This window comes from Burkholderia sp. 22088 (assembly GCF_052045915.1).
In the GTDB taxonomy this organism is placed as follows: domain Bacteria; phylum Pseudomonadota; class Gammaproteobacteria; order Burkholderiales; family Burkholderiaceae; genus Burkholderia; species Burkholderia cepacia.
The window spans coordinates 182,180-202,214 of sequence record NZ_JBQEPY010000006.1 but is presented as its reverse complement, the minus strand read 5'-3'; the positions used below and the strand labels follow the sequence as shown (position 1 = coordinate 202,214).

The 20,035-nt window shown below is 67.3% G+C and carries 18 protein-coding genes; 12 read left to right on the top strand and 6 right to left on the bottom strand.

Annotated elements, in window-relative coordinates; translation table 11 throughout:
• Positions 1-275 precede the first annotated feature (275 nt).
• The 5 genes from betC to ACTJLD_RS13685 all read left to right on the top strand — a co-directional run bounded on the left by betC (position 276) and on the right by ACTJLD_RS13685 (position 7,500).
• Complete coding sequence (gene betC / locus ACTJLD_RS13705; RefSeq protein ID WP_440659016.1) at positions 276-1,811, top strand: choline-sulfatase; 1,536 nt, start codon at positions 276-278, stop codon at positions 1,809-1,811.
• A gap of 45 nt (positions 1,812-1,856) precedes the next feature.
• Positions 1,857-2,825, top strand: a complete 969-nt coding sequence (gene choX / locus ACTJLD_RS13700) for a choline ABC transporter substrate-binding protein (protein ID WP_440659015.1) — start codon at positions 1,857-1,859, stop codon at positions 2,823-2,825.
• Positions 2,826-3,085: 260 nt separating this feature from the next.
• On the top strand, positions 3,086-4,225 hold the full coding sequence (locus ACTJLD_RS13695; RefSeq protein ID WP_027789718.1) for a porin: 1,140 nt from the start codon (positions 3,086-3,088) through the stop codon (positions 4,223-4,225).
• Positions 4,226-4,586: 361 nt separating this feature from the next.
• Positions 4,587-5,999 carry a cysteine--tRNA ligase gene (gene cysS, locus ACTJLD_RS13690; protein WP_440659014.1) on the top strand — a complete coding sequence of 471 codons (1,413 nt, stop codon included), beginning with the start codon at positions 4,587-4,589 and terminating at the stop codon, positions 5,997-5,999.
• A gap of 250 nt (positions 6,000-6,249) precedes the next feature.
• Positions 6,250-7,500 carry an MFS transporter gene (locus ACTJLD_RS13685; protein ID WP_440659013.1) on the top strand — a complete coding sequence of 417 codons (1,251 nt, stop codon included), beginning with the start codon at positions 6,250-6,252 and terminating at the stop codon, positions 7,498-7,500.
• A gap of 6 nt (positions 7,501-7,506) precedes the next feature.
• On the opposite strand, the gene ACTJLD_RS13680 is transcribed toward ACTJLD_RS13685, so the two are convergent.
• From ACTJLD_RS13680 to ACTJLD_RS13660, 5 genes are all read right to left on the bottom strand, one after another.
• Positions 7,507-7,869 carry a YbjQ family protein gene (locus ACTJLD_RS13680; RefSeq protein WP_027789715.1) on the bottom strand — a complete coding sequence of 121 codons (363 nt, stop codon included), beginning with the start codon at positions 7,867-7,869 and terminating at the stop codon, positions 7,507-7,509.
• Positions 7,870-8,044: 175 nt separating this feature from the next.
• A complete protein-coding gene (locus tag ACTJLD_RS13675) occupies positions 8,045-9,298 on the bottom strand; it encodes a M20/M25/M40 family metallo-hydrolase (protein WP_134256088.1) in 1,254 nt (417 codons plus the stop codon).
• A gap of 79 nt (positions 9,299-9,377) precedes the next feature.
• A complete protein-coding gene (locus tag ACTJLD_RS13670) occupies positions 9,378-11,090 on the bottom strand; it encodes a M36 family metallopeptidase (RefSeq protein ID WP_027789713.1) in 1,713 nt (570 codons plus the stop codon).
• Positions 11,091-11,587: 497 nt separating this feature from the next.
• Positions 11,588-12,532: a GlxA family transcriptional regulator gene (locus ACTJLD_RS13665; protein ID WP_021161470.1), complete on the bottom strand. Its 945-nt coding sequence runs from the start codon at positions 12,530-12,532 to the stop codon at positions 11,588-11,590.
• 88 nt (positions 12,533-12,620) lie between these two features.
• The gene (locus ACTJLD_RS13660; RefSeq protein ID WP_060173689.1) at positions 12,621-13,583 is read right to left on the bottom strand and encodes a helix-turn-helix domain-containing protein; all 963 of its coding nucleotides are present in this window, start codon (positions 13,581-13,583) and stop codon (positions 12,621-12,623) included.
• 244 nt (positions 13,584-13,827) lie between these two features.
• Here ACTJLD_RS13660 and ACTJLD_RS13655 point away from each other — a divergent pair, with 244 nt between their 5' ends.
• From ACTJLD_RS13655 to ACTJLD_RS13625, 7 genes are all read left to right on the top strand, one after another.
• The gene (locus ACTJLD_RS13655) at positions 13,828-14,985 is read left to right on the top strand and encodes an amine dehydrogenase large subunit (protein ID WP_440659012.1); all 1,158 of its coding nucleotides are present in this window, start codon (positions 13,828-13,830) and stop codon (positions 14,983-14,985) included.
• Between the two features lie 7 nt (positions 14,986-14,992).
• Positions 14,993-15,547 carry a MauE/DoxX family redox-associated membrane protein gene (locus ACTJLD_RS13650; RefSeq protein ID WP_060173687.1) on the top strand — a complete coding sequence of 185 codons (555 nt, stop codon included), beginning with the start codon at positions 14,993-14,995 and terminating at the stop codon, positions 15,545-15,547.
• Positions 15,544-16,170 (top strand): methylamine dehydrogenase accessory protein MauD, encoded by a 627-nt coding sequence (gene mauD / locus ACTJLD_RS13645; RefSeq protein WP_021161465.1) that lies wholly within the window; start codon positions 15,544-15,546, stop codon positions 16,168-16,170. Before ACTJLD_RS13650 ends, mauD begins: the two co-directional genes overlap by 4 nt.
• 39 nt (positions 16,171-16,209) lie before the next feature.
• Positions 16,210-16,746, top strand: coding sequence for a methylamine dehydrogenase light chain (locus ACTJLD_RS13640; RefSeq protein ID WP_021161464.1), 537 nt, complete (start codon positions 16,210-16,212; stop codon positions 16,744-16,746).
• Complete coding sequence (locus ACTJLD_RS13635) at positions 16,743-17,243, top strand: c-type cytochrome (protein WP_226151806.1); 501 nt, start codon at positions 16,743-16,745, stop codon at positions 17,241-17,243. The genes ACTJLD_RS13640 and ACTJLD_RS13635 overlap by 4 nt, the downstream gene beginning before the upstream one ends.
• A 101-nt stretch (positions 17,244-17,344) precedes the next feature.
• Positions 17,345-17,785, top strand: a complete 441-nt coding sequence (locus ACTJLD_RS13630; RefSeq protein ID WP_440659148.1) for a c-type cytochrome — start codon at positions 17,345-17,347, stop codon at positions 17,783-17,785.
• Between the two features lie 33 nt (positions 17,786-17,818).
• Positions 17,819-19,324: an aldehyde dehydrogenase family protein gene (locus tag ACTJLD_RS13625; protein ID WP_440659009.1), complete on the top strand. Its 1,506-nt coding sequence runs from the start codon at positions 17,819-17,821 to the stop codon at positions 19,322-19,324.
• Between the two features lie 261 nt (positions 19,325-19,585).
• Here the strand turns inward: ACTJLD_RS13625 and ACTJLD_RS13620 are convergent, their stop codons facing one another.
• Positions 19,586-20,029 (bottom strand): DMT family transporter, encoded by a 444-nt coding sequence (locus ACTJLD_RS13620; protein ID WP_134256093.1) that lies wholly within the window; start codon positions 20,027-20,029, stop codon positions 19,586-19,588.
• Positions 20,030-20,035: the final 6 nt, after the last annotated feature.

The window sequence follows — 20,035 nt, the reverse complement described above, 5'->3', positions numbered from 1 at the left end:
GGCCCCATAAGGGCCGGACGCCTTCCCGCGCGAATTCGGGCGGGCGATAGTGCATCGGACGGTGCGGCACACGTGCTTCACGGGCTGCTTCAAAGGCTGCTTCACGGCCCGCTTCACATTCCGCTCCACGGTAGGGCACGCAACGCATTCCGCGATTCTAGCCAGCGCGGCCTGCCCGCGCGGCACTTTCGTCGGGCCGCTTCCGTCATGCCGGACGTCTCGCTGCGCGAGCGGCGCGCCGTTCCATTCGAACACCGTTTTCCCCACGACTGCCGATGACGAACCCGACACCCAACATCCTGATCCTGATGGCCGACCAGCTTACGCCGTTCGCGCTGCCGGCCTACGGCAATCGCGTCGCGCGCACGCCGACGCTGGACCGTCTCGCCGCGCAAGGCGTGGTGTTCGACGCCGCCTATTGCGCGAGCCCGCTGTGCGCGCCGTCGCGCTTTTCGCTGCTGACCGGCAAGCTGCCGTCGGGGATCGGCGCCTACGATAACGCCGCCGAATTGCCGGCGCAAACGCTGACGTTCGCGCACTATCTGCGCGCAGGCGGCTACCGGACGATGCTGTCCGGCAAGATGCACTTCTGCGGGCCCGACCAGTTGCACGGCTTCGAGGAGCGGCTCACGACCGACATCTATCCGGCCGATTTCGGCTGGGTGCCCGACTGGGACAGCCCGGCGGAGCGGCCAAGCTGGTATCACAACATGAGTTCGGTACTCGACGCGGGCCCGTGCGTGCGCACCAACCAGCTCGATTTCGACGACGAGGTCACGTTCGCCGCGAAGCAGAAGCTGTACGACGTCGCGCGCGAGCGGGCGGCCGGGCACGATGCGCGGCCGTTCTGCATGGTCGTGTCGCTGACCCATCCGCACGACCCGTATGCGATCACGCGCGAATACTGGGATCTCTATCGCGACGACGAGATCGACCTGCCGGCCGTGCGCCTCGACGCGGCGGAAAGCGACCCGCATTCGCAGCGGCTGCGCTTCGTCTGCGAGAACGACCGCACGCCGCCCACCGACGAGCAGATCCGCGCCGCACGTCGCGCGTACTACGGCGCAACCTCGTACGTCGACACGCAGTTCGGCAGCGTGCTGGCCGCGCTCGAACAGTGCGGATTCGCCGACGACACGATCGTGATCGTCACGTCAGACCACGGCGACATGCTCGGCGAACGCGGGCTCTGGTACAAGATGACGTTCTTCGAGGGCGGTTGCCGCGTGCCGCTGATCGTGCACGCGCCGGGGCGCTTCGGCGCCGCGCGCGTGCGCGGGCCGGTGTCGCACGTCGACCTGCTGCCGACGCTCGTCGACCTGGCCGGCGCCGCCCCCGCCGGCGGCTGGCCGGACCCCGTCGACGGTGCAAGCCTCGTGCCGCACCTGAACGGCACGCCGGCGCACGAAGTTGCGCTCGGCGAATACCTCGCGGAAGGTGCGGTCGCGCCGGTCGTGATGATCCGCAGCGGCGACTGGAAGTACGTGCATTGCCCGGCCGACCCCGACCAGCTCTATCACCTTGGCGACGACCCGCGCGAGCTGACGAACCTCGCCGGCACGCCGGAAGCCGCGGACGTGCTGGCCGCGTTCCGTGCGCAAGCCGCGCAGCGCTGGAACCTGCCCGAACTGGACCGGCAGGTGCGCGCGAGCCAGCGGCGCCGCCGCTTCCATTACGCGGCGACGACGCGGGGCCGCATCCACGCGTGGGACTGGCAGCCGTTCACCGACGCGAGCCAGCGCTACATGCGCAATCACATCGAACTCGACACGCTCGAGGCGATGGCGCGCTTTCCGCGCATCGGGCGTTGAACGGACCACATCGCGATCATTGAAGAACGACGGAGGAAGCGAACCATGAAACGGCAACGCAATGCAGCAATCCGAAGGATCGGCGCGGCGCTCGCCGCCGCCGCGTGCGTGGCGGCGACGCAGCCTGCGCACGCGGCCGACCCGCAGACGTGCGGCGACGTGAAGATGGCGGCGCCCGGCTGGACCGACATCGATGCGACGAACGCGATGGCGGGCGTCGTGCTGAAGGCGCTCGGCTATCGGCAGGACGTGGCGAACCTGTCGGTGCCGATCACGTACCAGGGGCTCAAGAAAGGGCAGGTCGACGTGTTCCTCGGCAACTGGATGCCCGCGCAGGCGCCGCTCGTGAAGCCGTTCGTCGACGAGAAGTCGATCGACGTGCTGCACGCGAACCTGAGCGGCGCGAAGTTCACGCTCGCGGTGCCCGACTACGTGGCCGCCGCCGGCGTGCATACGTTCGCCGATCTCGCGCGCTACGCCGACCGCTTCGGCGGCAAGATCTACGGGATCGAGCCCGGCGCGCCCGCGAACCAGAACATCAAGCGGCTGCTCGCCGACCACGCGCTCGGATCCGCGAACTGGTCGCTCGTCGAATCGAGCGAGACGGGCATGCTCACGCAGGTCGAGCGCGCGGTGCGCGACAAGCGGTGGATCGTGTTCCTGGCCTGGGAGCCGCATCTGATGAACACGAAGTTCCACCTGACCTACCTGTCGGGCGGCGATGCGTATTTCGGCCCGAACTACGGCGGCGCGACGGTCAATACGGTCACGCGCGCCGGGTTCGCCGGCCAGTGCGCGAACCTGGCGCGGCTGTTCCGGCAGATGACGTTCTCCGTCGACGTCGAGAACCGGATGATCGCCGACATGCTCGACCACAAGACGTCGCCCGCGCTCGCGGCGCAGCGTGCGCTGAAATCCGACCCGGCGCTGGTTGCCGGCTGGCTGGACGGCGTGACGACGGCGGCCGGCGCTCCGGGCCTGCCGGCGGTGCGCGCGGCCCTCGACGGGCACTGATTCCCTCCTTCCGGGCGGCCGGTTTCGACCGCGCCGCCCGTCTACGTGTTTTCCCGACCGGGTCGCATCGTGACCATTTGTTGTCGCCTTCAGACGGGTGACGCGAAATATGGGTTTGTATTTTTCGCCAATGGCTGCGTTATTGCGGAAAACGAAATGCCGAAGCCAGCGGGCGTACCGAATTCGAATCCACCGGCGCATCGCAGCACGCGCCGGGACGAGATTCTTTCCATCGAACGGTTCAGGGAGGGTGGTCGACAATGAAGCACACCAAAGTTGCCGTAGCCGCCGCGCTTGCATGCGCGGCCTGCGTGCCCGCCATCGGGCATGCGCAGAGCAGTGTGACGCTGTACGGGATTCTCGACGCGGGCATCACGTACGTGAACAACACGGGCGGCTCGCACGTGGTCAAGTTCGACGACGGCGTCGCGTACGGAAACCGTTTCGGCCTGAAGGGCACGGAAGACCTCGGCGGCGGCCTGAAGGCCGTGTTCACCCTCGAGAGCGGCTTCCGCCTCGGTACCGGGCAGCTCGGCTTCGGCGGCGCCGAATTCGGCCGGCAGGCGTATGTCGGCCTGCAGAACGACTGGGGCACGCTGTCGTTCGGCAACCAGCTCGACATCACGAACGAACTCGTGTCGATCTACAACATCTCCGCGTGGGGCAGCGGTTATGCGATTCACCAGGGCGACTTCGACCGCTTCAACGGCGACCGCCTGCCGAATTCGGTGAAGTTCCTGTCGAACGACCTCAGCGGCTTCAAGTTCGGCGCGATGTACTCGTTCGGCAACGTCGCCGGCAACTTCCACCGCAACAGCGCATGGAGCGCGGGTGCGAGCTTCACGAAGGGCGACTTCTCGATCGGCGCCGCGTACACGCGCCTGAACAACCCGAACGGCATCTATGCGTTCGACCCGTACGCGATGATCGGCACGCACACGTTCCTCGGCCAGCAGACCGTCACCGTCGATCCGGCGACCGGCGCACGCACCGACCTGTTCGCGAACACGCCGATGAACGTCGACAGCCAGGGCACGTTCGGCATCGGCTCGAGCTACACGATCGGCAAGCTGACGCTCGACGCCAACTTCTCGTACACGACGATCAAGGGTTTCGGCCAGTCGTCGCACATGCAGGTGTATGAAGGCGGCGGCCTGTACCAGTTCACGCCGGCGCTGAGCCTGATCGCGGGCTACCAGCACACGCGCTTCGAAGGCCATCACTGGAACCAGGGCACGGCGGGCCTGCATTACCTGCTGTCGAAGCGTACCGACGTGTATATCTCCGGCGATTACCTGCGCGCGTCGCAAGGCGTCGATGCGGTGGTCGGCTACAGCTTCACGCCGTCGACGACGCAGACGCAGGCCGACGTGCGGATCGGGATGCGCCATTCGTTCTGAGCGGGGTGGTGTGAGGTTGTGACGTCTTCAGCGAGGTCTCTCTTTGGCGCGAACCGAGGTTCGCGCTTTTTTTTGCCTGACGGGGGGGAGCGGGCACGAGAGCCGTCCGGTCACGGCCCGCTGCCGGGCGACTGCCCGACGGTATTGACCGGTGCCGTCTATAGACGCTAGCATCGTCCCCATGCTTGATCGCGCCCATTTCCTCTCGTCGCTGCTCCGCGCATGTTGTCAGAACATGCCAGGGGGAAGTTGCGTCCAGCGAACTCGCTGAACATTCAAGCAATCGCCTTCCGGCCGCCTGTGATGCAAGACAGGCGGCCTTTTTGTTTTTGGGGCCGACACCTTCGGACGGAGAAACTCGATGCCGCTTGCGCTGTATGACACCTGGTCGCGTACCGTACGCCCGTTCACGCCAATCCGGGCCGGGCAGGTCGGCATGTACTGCTGCGGCCCCACGGTCTACGACGACGCCCACATCGGCAACCTGAGAACCTACGTGTTCGAGGATCTCCTGCGCCGCGTACTGGTGCGCAACGGATACGAGGTGCGGCACGTCGTCAACATCACCGACGTCGGCCACCTGACTTCGGATGCGGACGAAGGCGAAGACAAGATGGAAAAGGGCAGCCGCCGGACTGGGGAATCGGCGTGGGCCATCGCCCGGCGCTACACCGACGCTTTCGTGCGGGACTGGCGCGCGCTCCACCTGCTCGAGCCGACGGTCTGGTGCCGCGCCACGGATCACATCGCCGAACAGATCGCGTTCATCGATACGCTCGACCGGGGCGGCTACGTCTATCGCACGGACGACGGCCTCTACTTCGACACCAGTCGGCAGGATGACTACGGTTATCTCGCGCGGCTCGACCGCGCGGGGTTGCAGGCGGGCAAGCGGGTTGCGCTGGGCGACAAGCGGAGCATCACGGATTTTGCGTTGTGGAAGTTCAGCCCGGCCGGCGTCAAGCGGCAGATGGAATGGGACAGCCCGTGGGGGCGCGGCTTTCCGGGCTGGCATATCGAATGCTCGGCGATGTCGGCGAAGTATCTCGGGACGTTGTTCGATATCCATTGCGGCGGCGAGGATCACATCGCCGTGCACCACAGCAACGAGATCGCGCAGACGCGGGCGGCCCACGGCACGAACCTCGCGAATTACTGGATGCACGGGCACTTCCTGACGCTCGACGCCGATACGAAGATGTCGAAGTCGAGCGGCGATTTCGTTCGTCTCCAGACCTTGCAGAGCCGGAATATCGACCCGCTCGCGTACCGTTACCTGTGCCTGACGGCCCATTACCGGAGCAAGCTGCATTTCACGTGGGCGTCGCTCGATGCCGCGCACACCGCGCTGACCCGGCTTCGGCACCTGTATGCCGGCTGGCCGGACGGAGGGCGCGTCGATGCGGATTTCGCCGCGCGATTCGACGCCGAAGTGAACGAAGACCTGAATCTGCCCAGGGCGCTCGCGGTGCTCTGGGATCTGGTCAGGAGCAACCTGCCACCCGCGACGCTGAAAGCGACCGTGGACAGCTTCGACGCCGTGCTGGGCCTCGGTCTGCGCGCATGGCGGCCGGTTGCGCCCGACATTCCGGAATACGTTCGCGGGTTGCTCGCCGAACGCGAGCGCGCGAGAGCGGACAAGGACTGGGTGCAGGCCGACCGGATACGGGAAGCGTTGAGCGCGCAGGGTTGGCGAGTCGAGGACACTCCGGAAGGTCAACGCCTGTTCGGCATTGCCGGCGGTGCGACCGACGAGGGCGTTCCGCCCCGCTGAAGCCCGCGGCCGCCTGCATCGGAAGATCCCGTGCCCGAGCCGCCATCCGGCGGCCGCGATCGACGCGGCCGCCGGATGCGTCGCTCCCCGAGTCCGCGCGATGTTGCGGGCCACGTCCCCGGCCCGTTTTGCGCGCTTGGCATATCATCGCGATTTCGCCGCGTCCGTACCGTTGTCGCGCGCATGCATCGGCGTGCGCAGTCGCTTTCCCGAACGGTGCCGGCGTGCCGCGCCGACCGCCGAGACCTCGATGACCGACTCCGTGCCCGATCCCAGTCCTTTATCCCCGTTGCCCGCCAACCTGTTCCGTCACGCACCGTTCCAGCGCTTCTGGGGCACGCGCGTGATGTCTTCCCTGGCTTTTCAGATCCTGTCGGTTGCAATCGGGTGGTACGTCTACGCGCTCACGCACAGCGCGTTCGCACTCGGCCTCGTGGGCCTCGCGCAGTTCGTGCCGATGTTCGCGCTGACGCTCGTCGTCGGGCAGGTGGCCGACCGCTACGACCGCCGGCGCATCGCGACGATCTGCCAGGCCGTCGAGGCGCTGGCCGCCGGCGTGTTCCTGCTCGGTGCCGCGCAAGGGTGGCTGGCCGCGCCGGCCGTGTATGCGCTCGCGGCGATCGTCGGCACGGCCCGCGCGTTCGAGTCGCCGTCGGTGTCGTCGCTGCTGCCGGCCGTCGTGCCGCGCAGCGACCTGCCGCGTGCGACCGCGTTGTCGACCTCGGCGAACCAGGCCGCGCAGATTCTCGGGCCCGCGTTCGGCGGGCTGCTGTATGGCGTCGGCGCGCCCGTCGCGTTCGGCACGAGCGTCGTCGCGTTCGCGGTCGCGGCGGTGTTGAGCGGCACGATTCCGCTGCGCAGCGCGCCGCCCACGCGCGAACCGGTGACGCTCCGTTCGGTGTTTTCAGGCATCGCATTCATCCGGCGCGAACCGGCGATCCTCGGCGCGTTGTCGCTCGACCTGTTCGCGGTGCTGTTCGGCGGCGCGACCGCGCTGCTGCCGATCTACGCGCGCGACATCCTGCAGGTCGGACCGTGGGGGCTTGGCGCGTTGCGCGCGGCGCCGGCGGTCGGCGCGCTCGCGGGTACGCTGTGGCTCACGCGTTTTCCGCTCAAGGGCCGGCCCGGCCGCGCGATGTTCGGCGGCGTGATCGCATTCGGCATCGCGACGATCGTGTTCGGGCTGTCGAGGAATTTCGTGTTGTCGCTCGTCGCGCTGGCGGCGCTCGGCGCATCGGACGTGGTGAGCGTCGTCGTGCGCCTGTCGCTCGTGCAACTGCGCACGCCCGACGACATGCTCGGCCGTGTGAGTGCCGTCAACTCGCTGTTCATCGGCACGTCGAATCAACTCGGCGAATTCGAATCGGGCGTGACGGCTGCATGGTGGGGCGCGCCGGCCGCGATCGTCGTCGGCGGCGCGGCGACGATCGCCGTTGCACTCACGTGGATGCGGCTGTTCCCGCAGCTCGCGACCATGAAGTCGCTCGAGCGCGACGCGTGACGGACGTCACGCGTCCTGCGTCACGCGCACGGCCGTGCCGTAGCAGAGGACTTCCGTGACACCCGAGCCGATCTCGGTCGAGTCGTAGCGCATCGCGACGATCGCGTTCGCGCCGAGCTTGCGGGCGTCGGCGAGCATCTTGTCGAAGGCCTGCTGGCGGGCTTTTTCGCACAGCGACGTGTAGAGCGTGATGTTGCCGCCGAAGATCGTCTGCAGCGATGCGCCGAACGAACCGACGATCGAGCGCGAGCGCACGACGATGCCCTGGGCGACGCCGAGCGAGCGAACGGTCGTGTGGCCGGGCAGGTCGAACGCGGTCGTGACACGGGCGGGCGACAGATCGTCGATGGAGCGGGAGAAATCGGTCATGGCGGGAAGCGTGTAGCGAAGTGGTCGAACGGGGATTCTATCCGGACGAGGCGGCGTACCCGGCTCGACGACGGGTCAACGCCGCGACCGCGGAGAACGCTTCGCGACGGAAGCGTATGCAAACCGCGAGCACACGCTTCCGTCATTTCCGGACGAACAGCCCGGCCGCACGCCGTCAGGGCGTCACGGTCGCACTGCCGTTGCCGCCGAGATCGACCGCATAGGCCAGCGCCAGCTTGCCGAACTTCAATGCATGGTTCGCCTGCCGATCCGAATTCTCCAGCGTGTCGTTCACGGTATGGATATACGGACTGTCGTTCTGATCGGCCTCGAACGGGAACGACGCCGGATACCCTTGCGCATTCCACGACGCATGATCCGAGCAGGCATACCCGCACTGCGACGTGCCGATCGCGAGTTCCGGCAGGTAGGTCTTCGCCAGATTCGTCAGGTAGGTGTTCTGCGACGCGTTCGTGTAGTCGGTGATCAGGTAGATATCCTTCGGGTCGCCCTTGTAGTTCGTCATGTCGAGCTGCAGCACGCCGACCACGTTCGCGTTTTGCGCACGAAACTGCTTCGCGATTGCCTTCGAGCCGAGCAGGCCGGCTTCCTCGGCCGCGTACCCGACGAACTTGATCGTCCGCTTCGGCCGGTAGTTGTTCGCCAGCAGCACGCGCAGCGCTTCGGTGAGGCTGGCGATGCCCGACGCATCGTCGTCCGCGCCGGGCGAGCGCGTGTTTTCCGTCGTGCGCCCGACCGTCGAATCGAGGTGGCCGCCCAGCACGACGGTGCCCGCGGCCGGATCGCTGCCGCGGATCGTCAGGATCACGGATTTCTGCGGAAAGCCCGTATGCGCGAACTGCTCGACGGTGATGTCGGCGCGCGAACCGGCCAGCTGCTTCCACTGCAGCGCGAGCCAGTCCGACGCGGCGACGCCGTGCGACGTCGTGTAGTAGCGGTTCGTGAAGCCGGACAGCGACGTGATCGTGCCGACGATGTTGCTGGCCTGCAGCTGCTGGATCCACGTGCCGATCTGCGGCGCGTTCGAAACCTTGTACGTGGAAGCCGCGGCCTGCTTCGCGAGCGGCGTCGGCAACGGCTGCAGTGCCTGGCGCGCGTCGTCGAACGAGTCGTGCACGACATAGCCGGGCCCGTGGCCGCGCGTATGGTGGACGGCGTGGGCCAGTTCGCCGAGCCGTGAATCGTCGATCTCGACGACGTGTACGGTCTCGCGGCGCGACGCGCCGTCGGCCGCCTTGCCGGCGTCGAGGGTCGTGCTGTATTGCGCGGTGGCGCTTGCGTCGATGCGTTGCAACTGGCGGAACGCCGCGTCGCCGAGCGTGATCCATACCGGCGTCGCGTGCGCGGCGGCGGTCAGCAGCATGGCGCCCAGCGCGGCGCTCAGGCGGGTGAGTTTCAGAGTAGGCATGTTCGATCTCGTGAGGATGGCGATGTCGATGAAGGGAGCGCGTCACAGGTCGTGCGATGCGCCCCCGCCTGCTGCGGGATTACGACTTCTTCGGTACGGTCACGCCGTACGTGCAACTCTGGTTGTACGCATTGCCGATCGCGGTCAGCTGCGCGCTGCTGTAGCCGAGCGCGGACGCGGCCGTCAGCACCGCCTGCGCGGCGGCCTTCTGGTTGGTCGAGCCGTTGGTCATCGACAGCCCCTTCAGGAACGCCTTGTCCATCGCCTGCGCACCGATCGCGTCGCGCGCGACGAGGTTGCACGAGGCCCAGTACTGGCCGGCCGTATGGATCTCCGCGCCGCGTGCCTGCGCATAGGTGCGCCCGACGTTCCAGTTGGTCACTCGGCCGCCCCAGAACTCGTTGTGGCCGTCCCAGTTGTAGACCCAGTGGTACTGCGCATCGGACGGGCTCCACTGGTTGAAGTCGCGGCTGTACGCGGCGGCGAGATAGTCGCCGGTGCCTTCCGACAACCCTTCCTGCTGCGACAGGCCGCCGTTCGTCACCCAGTCGTGGATGCCGTGGCCGAGTTCGTGGATCACGACGTCCGCATCCTCCGCGTCGTCGACGCCGCCTTGCCCGAAGGTCAGCCGGCCGCTGCTCGACGAATACGACGAGTTGTCGTCGCCCGATTCGCCGTGCGGGTCGTACTGCACGCCGCCCGTGTACTGGTACGGCAGCGCCTTGATGCCGAGCGTCTGGTTCACGTAACGCAGGAACGTGTCGATGTGGTAGTACACGTTCACTGCCTCGAAATACAGGTTGCCGCGCGTGAATTCGAATGCGGGGGTCGACTGCACGGGGCACGCGTTGTCGCGCGGCGCGTCGAAATCGACGCATGCCGCATACGGGCCCGACAATGAATAACGCGCACCCGACTGCGCGAGATCCTTCAGCGTCACGCGCACGCGCGCGGCGGTGAGTTGCGACGAATCGACGTCGTTGCTGTCCTTGTAGCCCGTGCTGCCGTAGCTGCTTTTGGTCGGCGACAGCGGGTCGGGCCGGAACACGAAGCCTGTGCCGTCGGTCGCGTAGAACGCCTTGTCCTCGGCGCGCAGCACTTCGCCGCTGCCCGAGTCGATCAGCAGTTCCCAGTCGCCTTTCGGGCCGTCGTTCGGGCGGCCGCGCACTTTCCACGCGGTATGCGTGCCGGCCTTGTCGACGAAGGCGACGAGCTGCGCATCCTGGTTCGTGAAGCCGCTCACGCCGAGATACGCGCGTGCGCGGTCGAGCGCCTGCTGCTGGTCGACGGCCTGCGCCTTGCCCGACTTCGCGACCACGCCGTTGATCGTGTTGCTCGCGACGTACAGGATGCGGCCGTCCTTCGCGACCGTCACCGCGATTTCGCTGCCGTACACGGGCAATCCGGCTGCCTGCTGCTGCAGGCGCACGACGGTGAACTCGGCGTCGCTGCGCTCCGACGTGACGACGAGGCTCGCGAGCGCGGTCGCGTCGAGCCCGAGTTGCGCGGCCTGCGACGCGACGAAGTCGCGGGCGGTGGCGGCGGGCGTCGCGGCGGCCTTCTTCGCGCGATAGGCGGGGTTGTACAGCGTGACGGCGACGCCGTCCGCGCGGAACTGTCCGGCGGCCGTATCCGACCTGGCGGCCGGCGGCGCGACGCCGCGTGTCAGGCTTTCGCGCAGGCTCGTTGCCTGCGGATTCGAGACTTTCGTATCGGCCGCGGTGCCGCCGACGATGCCGAAACCGAGCGCGAGACCCAGGGCGAGCGGCAGTGCTTTGCGTGATGTCTGCATACGTGATCCTCATCTCAACGGTTGGACACGCCCGCGCGTTCGTGGCGCGCAGGCACGACACGGCCCGCGCGCCGGCTCGATGGAGCCGGTGCGGCGAAGCGGTGTTGGGAGCGTCGACTGACTAAGGAAACCTAAATGTCAGGTCGAAAAGAAACCGGCGGGAGTAGCGGGTGAAACGCGGGAGGAGGCGCGCGCGAAGCGGCGAGCGAAGAATCGAACGGCAGGCAGGTGCGGCGACGGCGAATCGAGCATCGTCATGTCATACCCCTCGGATCGAATCGATATCGGTGGCAGCCTGCCGAGATGCGGCATGCATGTCGTTAGGCTGCCTATCTAACTTTTTTTGGTATGTTACAGAATATTTTCAACGACATTCCAGTTTATTTTCGATGACCTCTTCAGTCCGTCGATCAATCGCCGGCATTGTTCAGCGAGCGGCGGGAAACGTTGCCGAAACGCGCAATTCCGTGCTGGATTGTGCTTGAAACCCGTGACGATCAGCGCGTCGCGCGACGGTCGCTGCGCGGGCTCAGGCCGAATCGCGCGCGATACGTGCGCGAGAAATGCGACGGCGATTCGAACCCGCATGCGACGCACACCGACGTGATGCTCATGTCGGTCTGCTGCAGCAGTTCACGCGCGCGGTCGAGCCGCAGGTTCAGGTAGAAATGCGTCGGCGTGTCGTTCAGCGTCGCGCTGAACAGCCGTTCGAGCTGGCGCCGCGTGATCGACACCTCCTGCGCGAGCGCATCGGAGCCGAGCGGGTTTTCCATGTGCCGCTGCATCGTGCCGATCACCTGGATCAGCTTGCGGTTGTGCACGCCGTAGCGCGCGGCGATCTCGAGCCGCTGGCTGTCCGAGCGCTGCCGGATCCGGCTGACCACGAACTGCTCGGAGATCGCCGCCGCGAGATCGGCACCGTGCCGCCGCCCGATCAGGTCGAGCATCATGTCGATCGACGCGGTGCCGCCCGCGCACGTGATGCGCCGGTCGTCGATCTCGAACAGCTCCTGCGTCGCGTTCAGGCCGGGGTAGCGTTCCCGGAACGCGGCCAGCGCTTCCCAGTGCAGCGTGAGCGGCTGCGACGCGTCGAACAGCCCGGCTTCCGCGAGCACGAAGCTGCCCGTGTCGATGCCGCCGAGCGTTGCACCATGACGGTGCTGGCGGCGCAGCCAGTCGCCGATCGCGCGTGTGTAGCACACGAGCGGATCGAAGCCGGCGACGACGAACACCGTATCGACCGTTTCGACCTCCGCGCACGCGGCTTCGGCGGCGACCGGAATGCCGTTGCTCGCGGCGACGGGCGCGCCGTCGGCGCTGATCACGTGCCAGCGATAGAGCTCCGTGCGAAAGCGGTTCGCGACGCGCAGCGGTTCGACCGCAGACATGAAGCCGAGCGCGGAAAAGCCGGGCAGCAGCAGGAAGTGGAAATCCTCGGGCATCGGGGCAGGCAATGGAATCCGGTGGTCGTCGCGTGTCGCGCGGGGCGGCGAACGGTCAGCCGGAGATTATCGCGGGTTTTGCGCGGCCTCAGCGCGTTTTTGCGCCGCGCGCGGAACGGCGCGCGGTGGTCGACGGCAACTCGCCGAACTGTGCCTTGTAGGCGTTCGCGAAATGCCCGAGATGGATGAAGCCCCAGCGTGCGGCCGCGTCGCTGATCGGCAGGTCGGCCTGCCGCGTGTCGAGCAGCATCCGCCGCACTTGCGACAGGCGCAGCGATCGCACGTAATGCAACGGACTGGTCTGCACGACCGACTGGAAACTGTTCTGCATCGTGCGCCGGCTCACGCGCAATTGCGTGCACAGGCTCAGCACGTCGACCGGGGCTTCGGGATGGTCGATCACGTAGTCGTGCACGCGGCGCACGATGTCGGCGCGGCATGCATGCGTGAGACGGTTCGACGGCTCGGGAATCCGGTACGTGAGGAGATCGACGAGCACGTTGCCGATAGCGCCGCGCAGTTCGCGCTGCGCGCGTGCGTCGCGGAAGGTATCGGGTGCCGACAATACACGCTCGAGGTGCGTCGCGATCTGCACGCTCGCGCGCATCAGCACTGCGGTGGGCATGTCGACGACGCCGCGCCGCAACGTGGCTTCGTCGAGGCGGACGTCGGCCGCATCCTCGATCTGCTGCATCAGTTCGCCGTTGGCGACAACACCGATCAGCGACATGTCGTCGGGCGAGTGCAACTCGAACGGAGTGCCGCCGCGCGCCAGCACCATCGTGCCGCGTTCGATGCGCGTCCCGCCGAATGCGAACGCACCCGAGCCGGTGAGCGGCATGCCGAACACCGTCTGGTCGTGCGGCAATCTTCCGCGCTGGATGATGCGAACGTTGGCGGCTTCCTGGAACAGCTGCACGCTGTCCAGCACCGCGTGCTTGACCGCGCTGCGATACGCGCCGGAGCCGATCTGGTCGTAGCGCTGGTTCCAGCCGCGCAGCGCCTCGGCATGCCGGTCCGCGTTGTCGAACCTCTCGTGAAACACGAACACAGCGCCTCCGGGTGCGTCGATCAGGACCGCGCAAGATTAAACCGGCCGCGCGGTCGGCGCAATAAGGAGCAGCGCTATTCCGGGCGTATCTGCCAGAGGGTCGGAAGCCTTCGGCCGGCGTGCCTTTCAGGCGGTTTTCCAATATCCCGAATCGGCACGCACGCGGTGCCGGTCCGGGTGCTGACCGGATTTATTGTCGAACTACAGTCGCCCCACGTTACGTGATTCCCCAACTGGAGGCGACATGAGGACAAGGCGACGAACCGCGGTGCTCGCGGCGACGCTGGCGTTCGCGGCGGCATGGGCCGGCGGCGCGAATGCGACGGAAAAACCGGAAGAACTGGTCGTGCAGAAGATGCCGCCCTGGCATCCGCACGAGGTCTATATCGTCGACATCTCGATGCCGTCGATGACCGACGGACGCATCTACGTGTACGACGCCGATGCGAAGAAACTGCTGGGCCAGATCGACGGCGGCTTCGGCCCGGGCCTCGCGATCTCGCCGGACCGCAAGACGAGCTTCGTCGCGACGACGTACTTCTCGCGCGGCTCGCACGGCACGCGCACCGACGTCGTCGAGATCACCGACAACACGACGCTCGATCATGCGGGCGAGATCGTGATTCCGGCGAAGCATGCGCAGCACGTGCCGTCGCCGTACAACACCGCGTTCAGCGCGGACGGCAAGCGGCTGTACGTCGCGAACATCACGCCGGCCGCATCGGTGACGGTGATCGACGCGGTCTCGAAGAAGGTGCTGTCGGAGATCGACACGGCGGCCTGCGTGCTCGCGTATCCGTCGGGCAACGACCGCTTCACGGCGCTGTGTGAAAGCGGCAAGGCGCTGACCGTCGCGCTCGACGCGAACGGCAAGGAAACGAAGCGCACGATGTCGGATGCGTTCATCGACGTCGACAAGGACCCGGCGTTCGTGAACGCGTCGCGCTACAAGGGCGACTATCTGTTTACGACCTACGGCGGCAACGTGCGCAGCGCGGATTTCAGCGGCGACAAGCCCGTGTTCGGCAAGCCGTGGCCGCTGCTGACGGACGCCGAGCGCGCCGAAGGCTGGCGCCCGGGCGGCATGCAGCAGACGGCCGTGCAGGCGAAGCAGAACCGCTACTACGTGCTGATGCACAAGGGTACCGACGGCTCGCACAAGGACCCCGGCACGCAGGTGTGGGTGTTCGACCTGAAGTCGAAGCAGCGTGTCGCGCGCTGGGATCTCGCGCAGCAGAAGATCGATCCTCTCGTGTCGATCCAGGTCAGCGAGGACGACAAGCCGCTGTTCTACGGGCTGACGGCGACCTCCGACCTCGTCGTGATGGATGCGCGCACGGGCAAGCTGCAGCACGTCGAGAAGCAGATCGGCAATACGTCGTCGCTGCTCGTCAACCCGTGAGGCCGCGATGACGCTCGATCCCGTACTTGCCACCAGCGCGCAGGCCGGCGCTGCCGTCGTCGTGCTGCTCGGCGCCTTCGCGAAGATGCGCCGGCCCGCCGCGTTCAGCCACGCACTCGCCGGCTACCGGCTGCTGCCCGACGCGCTGACCGCGCCCGTCGCGTTCGCGATTCCGCTCGCGGAAGCCGTCGGCGCGGCGGCACTGCTGTTTCCCGATACGCGCACGGCCGGCGCGATCGGCCTGATCGCGCTGCTCGTCGCCTTCGCGGCGGCGATCGCGATCAATCTCCTGCGCGGCCACACCGACATCGACTGCGGCTGTTCCGGCTTCGCGGCCGCGCGAGCAGATGCGCCGCGCGGCATCGGCTGGCTGCACGTCGGTCGCGCGCTGCTGCTCGCCGCGCTGGCCGCGACCGCGCTTGTCGAGCCGGGCGCGCGCGCGGTCGTGTGGTTCGACTACCTGACGCTGTTCTTCTCCGTGCTGCTGATCGTCTGCGCGCTGCTCACCGTCGACGTGCTGCTCGCCAACGTACCGCGCCTTTCCCACCTGAGGAATTCATGATGCAAACCGCTCTCACCGTTTCCACCGCCCTGCTGTGGGTGGCCGTCCTCGCGCTCGGCGCGATCTGTCTCGCGCTCGTGCGCCAGATCGGCATCCTGTACGAACGCATCATGCCGGCCGGCGCATTGATGATCGACAAGGGGCCGGCGGTCGGCGCGATCGCGCCGGCGTTCGAACTGACCGACATTCGCGGCTCGCAGGTGAAGGTCGGCGGCATCGATGCGTCGGGCAAGGCGACGCTGCTGTTCTTCCTGTCGCCGACGTGCCCCGTCTGCAAGAAGCTGCTGCCGCTGCTGCCGTCGCTGCAGGCGAGCGAATCGACGCCGGTGAACATCGTGCTCGCGAGCGACGGCGATATCGACGAACACACGCGCTTCGCGCGCAAGCACGACCTCGGGCGCTTCCCGTACGTGCTGTCGCAGGAGCTCGGCCTCGCGTACCAGATCGGCAAGCTGCCGTATGCGGTGCTGCTCGACGAAACCGGCACGGTGCGTGCGAAGGGCCTCGTCAATACGCGCGAGCATCTCGAGAGCCTATTCGAAGCGAAGGAGCGCGGCGTCGCATCGCTGCAGCAGTTCGTGCACGGCGATCACAGCCACGACGCGCACGCGCAGCACGCATGACCGGCCGACCCTCTTTCAACGTCAAGGGAGAACAACGACATGGGCCTGTTTGATTCATGGTTCGAGCGGTCGGCGCGCGGCGTCGCGCAGCACAGTTCGCGGCGCAGCGCGATGGCGAAGCTCGGCAAGGTACTGGTGGGATCGGCGATGCTGCCGCTGCTGCCCGTCGATCGCACCGCGTATGCGGCCGATGCGGCGTCGGGCGCATCCGGTGCCGCCGCCTCGGGGGCGAGCGACGACCCGATGAGCTGCGACTACTGGAAATACTGCGCGATCGACGGCTGGCTGTGCAGTTGTTGCGGCGGCACGTCGAGCAGTTGCCCGCCGGGCACGACGCCTTCGCCGATCACGTGGATCGGCACTTGCCGCAATCCGCACGACGGTTCGGACTACATCGTGTCGTACAACGATTGCTGCGGCAAGACGTCGTGCGGCAAGTGCTTCTGCAACCGCAACGAGCGCGAGAAGCCGCTGTACAAGCTGTCGTTGAACAACGACATCAACTGGTGCATGGCGAACGGCAATTCGAATTACCACTGTTCGGTTTCGGTTCTGTTGGGGGCGGCGAAGCAATGAAAGTGAAGCAAGCAGGAAAGATCGCAGTCGCGTGCATGACGGCCGTGGCGGCCTTCGCATTGCCAGGCGCCGCCGGCGCGCAGGACGCCGTGCATTACCCGGCCGGCAAGAGCCTGTTCGACGCGCAGTGCGCGGTGTGCCACCAGGCGGGCGGGAAAGGGCAGGACGGCCTCGCGCCGCCGCTGACCGAGTATCCGGGCAAGTATGCGACGGCCGAGGCGGGGCGTGCGCAGCTGGTCGCGACACTGCTGCACGGGATGTTCGGCGAGATCAAGGTGCGCGACAAGCGTTACAACTTCAAGATGCCGTCGTTTGCGAGCGCGAGCGACGACGACATCGCGCACGTGCTCAACTACGTCGTGTTCGATCTCAACGCGCAGCACGGCGATGCGAAGCCGTTCACGGCGGCCGACATCCGCGCGGCGCGCGCGAAGGCGATGGACGGCACGGCCGTTCATGCGCAACGCGACGTCGTCGTCAAGGGGCTCGGCCTGTGAAGGTTGCCCGTGCATCCCGCGTTTGCGACGTCGCGCCGCGCGCGCGGCGCGCGGCGGCATCGTGGTTCGGCAACCTGTCGCGCCACCTGTCGTCGCTGCTGATGCTTGCCGGGGCGGTCGTCGGCCTGACGACAGCACCCGCGTATGCGGAAGGCGCGGCCGACGCGGCGCTCGCGCGGCAGCACTGGGTGCTCAACTGCATGGGCTGCCACACGGCCACGGGCGGCGGTATCGCCGGCAAGGTGCCGCCGCTCGCGAACTCGCTCGGCTATTTCACGCATCTGCCGGCCGGGCGCGAGTACGTGATGCGCGTGCCCGGTGCATCGAACTCGGCTCTGTCGGACCAGGACCTGGCCGACGTGCTCAACTGGGTACTCACGACCATGAACCGCGACGCGCTGCCGCGCGACTTCAAGCCCTATACGGCCGCCGAAGTCGCCGCGCACCGCCGTCCTGCCTATTCCGACGTCGCGACCGTGCGCGCCGGCCTCGTTCGCGCGTTGCAGGCACGCGGGGTCGACGGCGTCGTGGATCGCTACTGACCGACCCATTCAGGAAATCGAGGAAGAACGAAGATGGAGACAAACCAGGACTTTCCGCTGCTCGACGCCACGCGCGCGTTTCTCGCGAAGCCGAAGAAGATGCTGATCGGCGCCGAGTGGAGCGACGCCGCGTCGGGCAGCCGGCTCGACGTCGTGAATCCGGCCGACGGCACCGTGCTCGCGCGTGTGCCCGAAGCGGACGAGCACGACGTGCAACAGGCCGTCGCGGCCGCGCGGCGCGCATTCGATGCGGGGCCGTGGCGTACCGCGAAGACCACCGACCGCGAGCGTCTGCTGCTGACGCTCGCCGACCTGATCGAAGCGAATGCGCGCGAGCTGGCCGAGATCGAGTCGCTCGACAACGGCAAGCCCGTGATGGTGGCGCAAGGGCTCGATGTCGCGATGGCCGCGCAGTGCTTCCGCTACATGGCCGGCTGGGCGACGAAGATCGAAGGCAGCGTGATCGACGCGGGCATGCCGTACATGCCCGACAGCGAGATCTTCACCTACACGCGCAAGGAGCCGGTCGGTGTGGTCGGCGCGATCATTCCGTGGAATTTCCCGCTGCTGATGGCAGCGTGGAAGCTCGCGCCCGCGCTGGCCACAGGCTGCACCGTGGTGTTGAAACCCGCGGAAGATACGCCGCTGAGTGCGTTGCGCCTCGGCGAGCTGATCCAGGCGGCCGGTTTCCCGGACGGCGTCGTCAATATCGTCACTGGCTACGGTCATACGGCCGGCGCCGCGCTGTCGCGCGATCCGCGCATCGACAAGATTGCGTTCACGGGCTCGACGCAGACAGGCAGGACGATCGGCCACGCGGCGCTCGACAACATGACGCGGATGTCGCTGGAACTCGGCGGCAAGTCGCCGGTGATCGTGCTGCCCGACGTCGATCCGGACAAGGCCGCACTCGGTGTGGCGAACGCGATCTTCTTCAACCAGGGGCAGGTGTGCACGGCCGGGTCGCGCGCGTACATCCACACGAAGGTGTTCGACGACGTGATCGGGCGTGTCGCGAAGATCGCCGCGAGCCTGAAGATCGGCCCGGGGATGGATCCGTCGACGCAGATCGGCCCGCTCGTCTCGGCGAAGCAGCGCGAGCGCGTGTGCGGCTATATCGATTCGGGATTCGGCGAGGGCGCGCGCGCCGCGGCGGGCGGCCGCGCGATCGACGGCCCGGGCTTCTTCGTCGAGCCGACCGTGCTGGTCGATACGACGCAGGCGATGCGCGTCGTGCGCGAGGAGATCTTCGGGCCGGTGCTCGTCGCGATGCCGTTCGACGACGTCGACACGGCCGTGCAGCTCGCCAACGACACGCCGTACGGCCTCGGCGCGAGCATCTGGTCGAACGACCTTTCCGCGATTCACAAGCTGATCCCGCGCATCGCCGCGGGCACGGTGTGGGTCAACTGCCACTCGCTGCTCGACAACGCGATGCCGTTCGGCGGGATGAAGCAGTCGGGTTTCGGCCGCGAACTCGGTCGCGCGGTGATCGACCAGTACACGGAAAGCAAGTCGGTGATGATGAACTACGCATGAGCGTAGCGGCGGGTGCGTGCGTTGCCGCCACGTCGGCCGCGCACGCATGCCGCAGGCGGGCCCATCCGGATCTGGGCATCGCGGCCGGGCGCCGGCGGCGGGCTGCTGCCACGCGCCGATCCCGTTCGGCGCAGGCGCGCTCGACCTGAAGCATCCGCTCGATGCGGCACCGGGCGGTGCGCAACGCCAGTCGGCCGGGTCGAAGCACGACATCCGAGCGCACGCGCGAACGCAACGAATACCACGAACGCCACGAACGCATCACGCACGAACCAGCACCACGCCGAGAATGAGACACGCCGCACCGGCCAGGCGGATCGGGCTGGCCGAATGCTGCTGGATGCCGAGCACACCGAAATGGTCGAACACGAGCGCGCCGGTCATCTGCCCGACGACGATCAGCGCGAGCGTCGTCGCGGCGCCCAGTCGCGGCACCATCAGGATCGCGATGCCGACGAACACCGCGCCGAAGAATCCGCCGGTCCAGCTGAACCACGACCCCGCATCGGCGACGGTGCCGCTCGGGCGAGGATGCGGGGACAGGAGTGCGACGGCGAGCATCGCGGCCAGGCCGACGAGGTAGCTGACCGACCCGGCCCACCACGGCGAGCCGAGCTGCGCGCGGAGGTTGGCGTTGAGCACCTGTTGCAACGCCACGCTGATGCCGGCGGCGACGGCCAGCAGATACGACAGGAGAGTAGTCACGAAGAG

What these genes read in the sequence shown, in the direction of transcription:
- betC (WP_440659016.1), top strand. Translation starts at nt 276, where the DNA reads ATGACGAACCCGACACCCAACATCCTGATCCTGATGGCCGACCAGCTT.
- choX (WP_440659015.1), top strand. Translation starts at nt 1,857, where the DNA reads ATGAAACGGCAACGCAATGCAGCAATCCGAAGGATCGGCGCGGCGCTC.
- ACTJLD_RS13695 (WP_027789718.1), top strand. Translation starts at nt 3,086, where the DNA reads ATGAAGCACACCAAAGTTGCCGTAGCCGCCGCGCTTGCATGCGCGGCC.
- cysS (WP_440659014.1), top strand. Translation starts at nt 4,587, where the DNA reads ATGCCGCTTGCGCTGTATGACACCTGGTCGCGTACCGTACGCCCGTTC.
- ACTJLD_RS13685 (WP_440659013.1), top strand. Translation starts at nt 6,250, where the DNA reads ATGACCGACTCCGTGCCCGATCCCAGTCCTTTATCCCCGTTGCCCGCC.
- ACTJLD_RS13680 (WP_027789715.1), bottom strand. Translation starts at nt 7,869, where the DNA reads ATGACCGATTTCTCCCGCTCCATCGACGATCTGTCGCCCGCCCGTGTC.
- ACTJLD_RS13675 (WP_134256088.1), bottom strand. Translation starts at nt 9,298, where the DNA reads ATGCCTACTCTGAAACTCACCCGCCTGAGCGCCGCGCTGGGCGCCATG.
- ACTJLD_RS13670 (WP_027789713.1), bottom strand. Translation starts at nt 11,090, where the DNA reads ATGCAGACATCACGCAAAGCACTGCCGCTCGCCCTGGGTCTCGCGCTC.
- ACTJLD_RS13665 (WP_021161470.1), bottom strand. Translation starts at nt 12,532, where the DNA reads ATGCCCGAGGATTTCCACTTCCTGCTGCTGCCCGGCTTTTCCGCGCTC.
- ACTJLD_RS13655 (WP_440659012.1), top strand. Translation starts at nt 13,828, where the DNA reads ATGAGGACAAGGCGACGAACCGCGGTGCTCGCGGCGACGCTGGCGTTC.
- ACTJLD_RS13650 (WP_060173687.1), top strand. Translation starts at nt 14,993, where the DNA reads ATGACGCTCGATCCCGTACTTGCCACCAGCGCGCAGGCCGGCGCTGCC.
- mauD (WP_021161465.1), top strand. Translation starts at nt 15,544, where the DNA reads ATGATGCAAACCGCTCTCACCGTTTCCACCGCCCTGCTGTGGGTGGCC.
- ACTJLD_RS13640 (WP_021161464.1), top strand. Translation starts at nt 16,210, where the DNA reads ATGGGCCTGTTTGATTCATGGTTCGAGCGGTCGGCGCGCGGCGTCGCG.
- ACTJLD_RS13635 (WP_226151806.1), top strand. Translation starts at nt 16,743, where the DNA reads ATGAAAGTGAAGCAAGCAGGAAAGATCGCAGTCGCGTGCATGACGGCC.
- ACTJLD_RS13630 (WP_440659148.1), top strand. Translation starts at nt 17,345, where the DNA reads ATGCTTGCCGGGGCGGTCGTCGGCCTGACGACAGCACCCGCGTATGCG.
- ACTJLD_RS13625 (WP_440659009.1), top strand. Translation starts at nt 17,819, where the DNA reads ATGGAGACAAACCAGGACTTTCCGCTGCTCGACGCCACGCGCGCGTTT.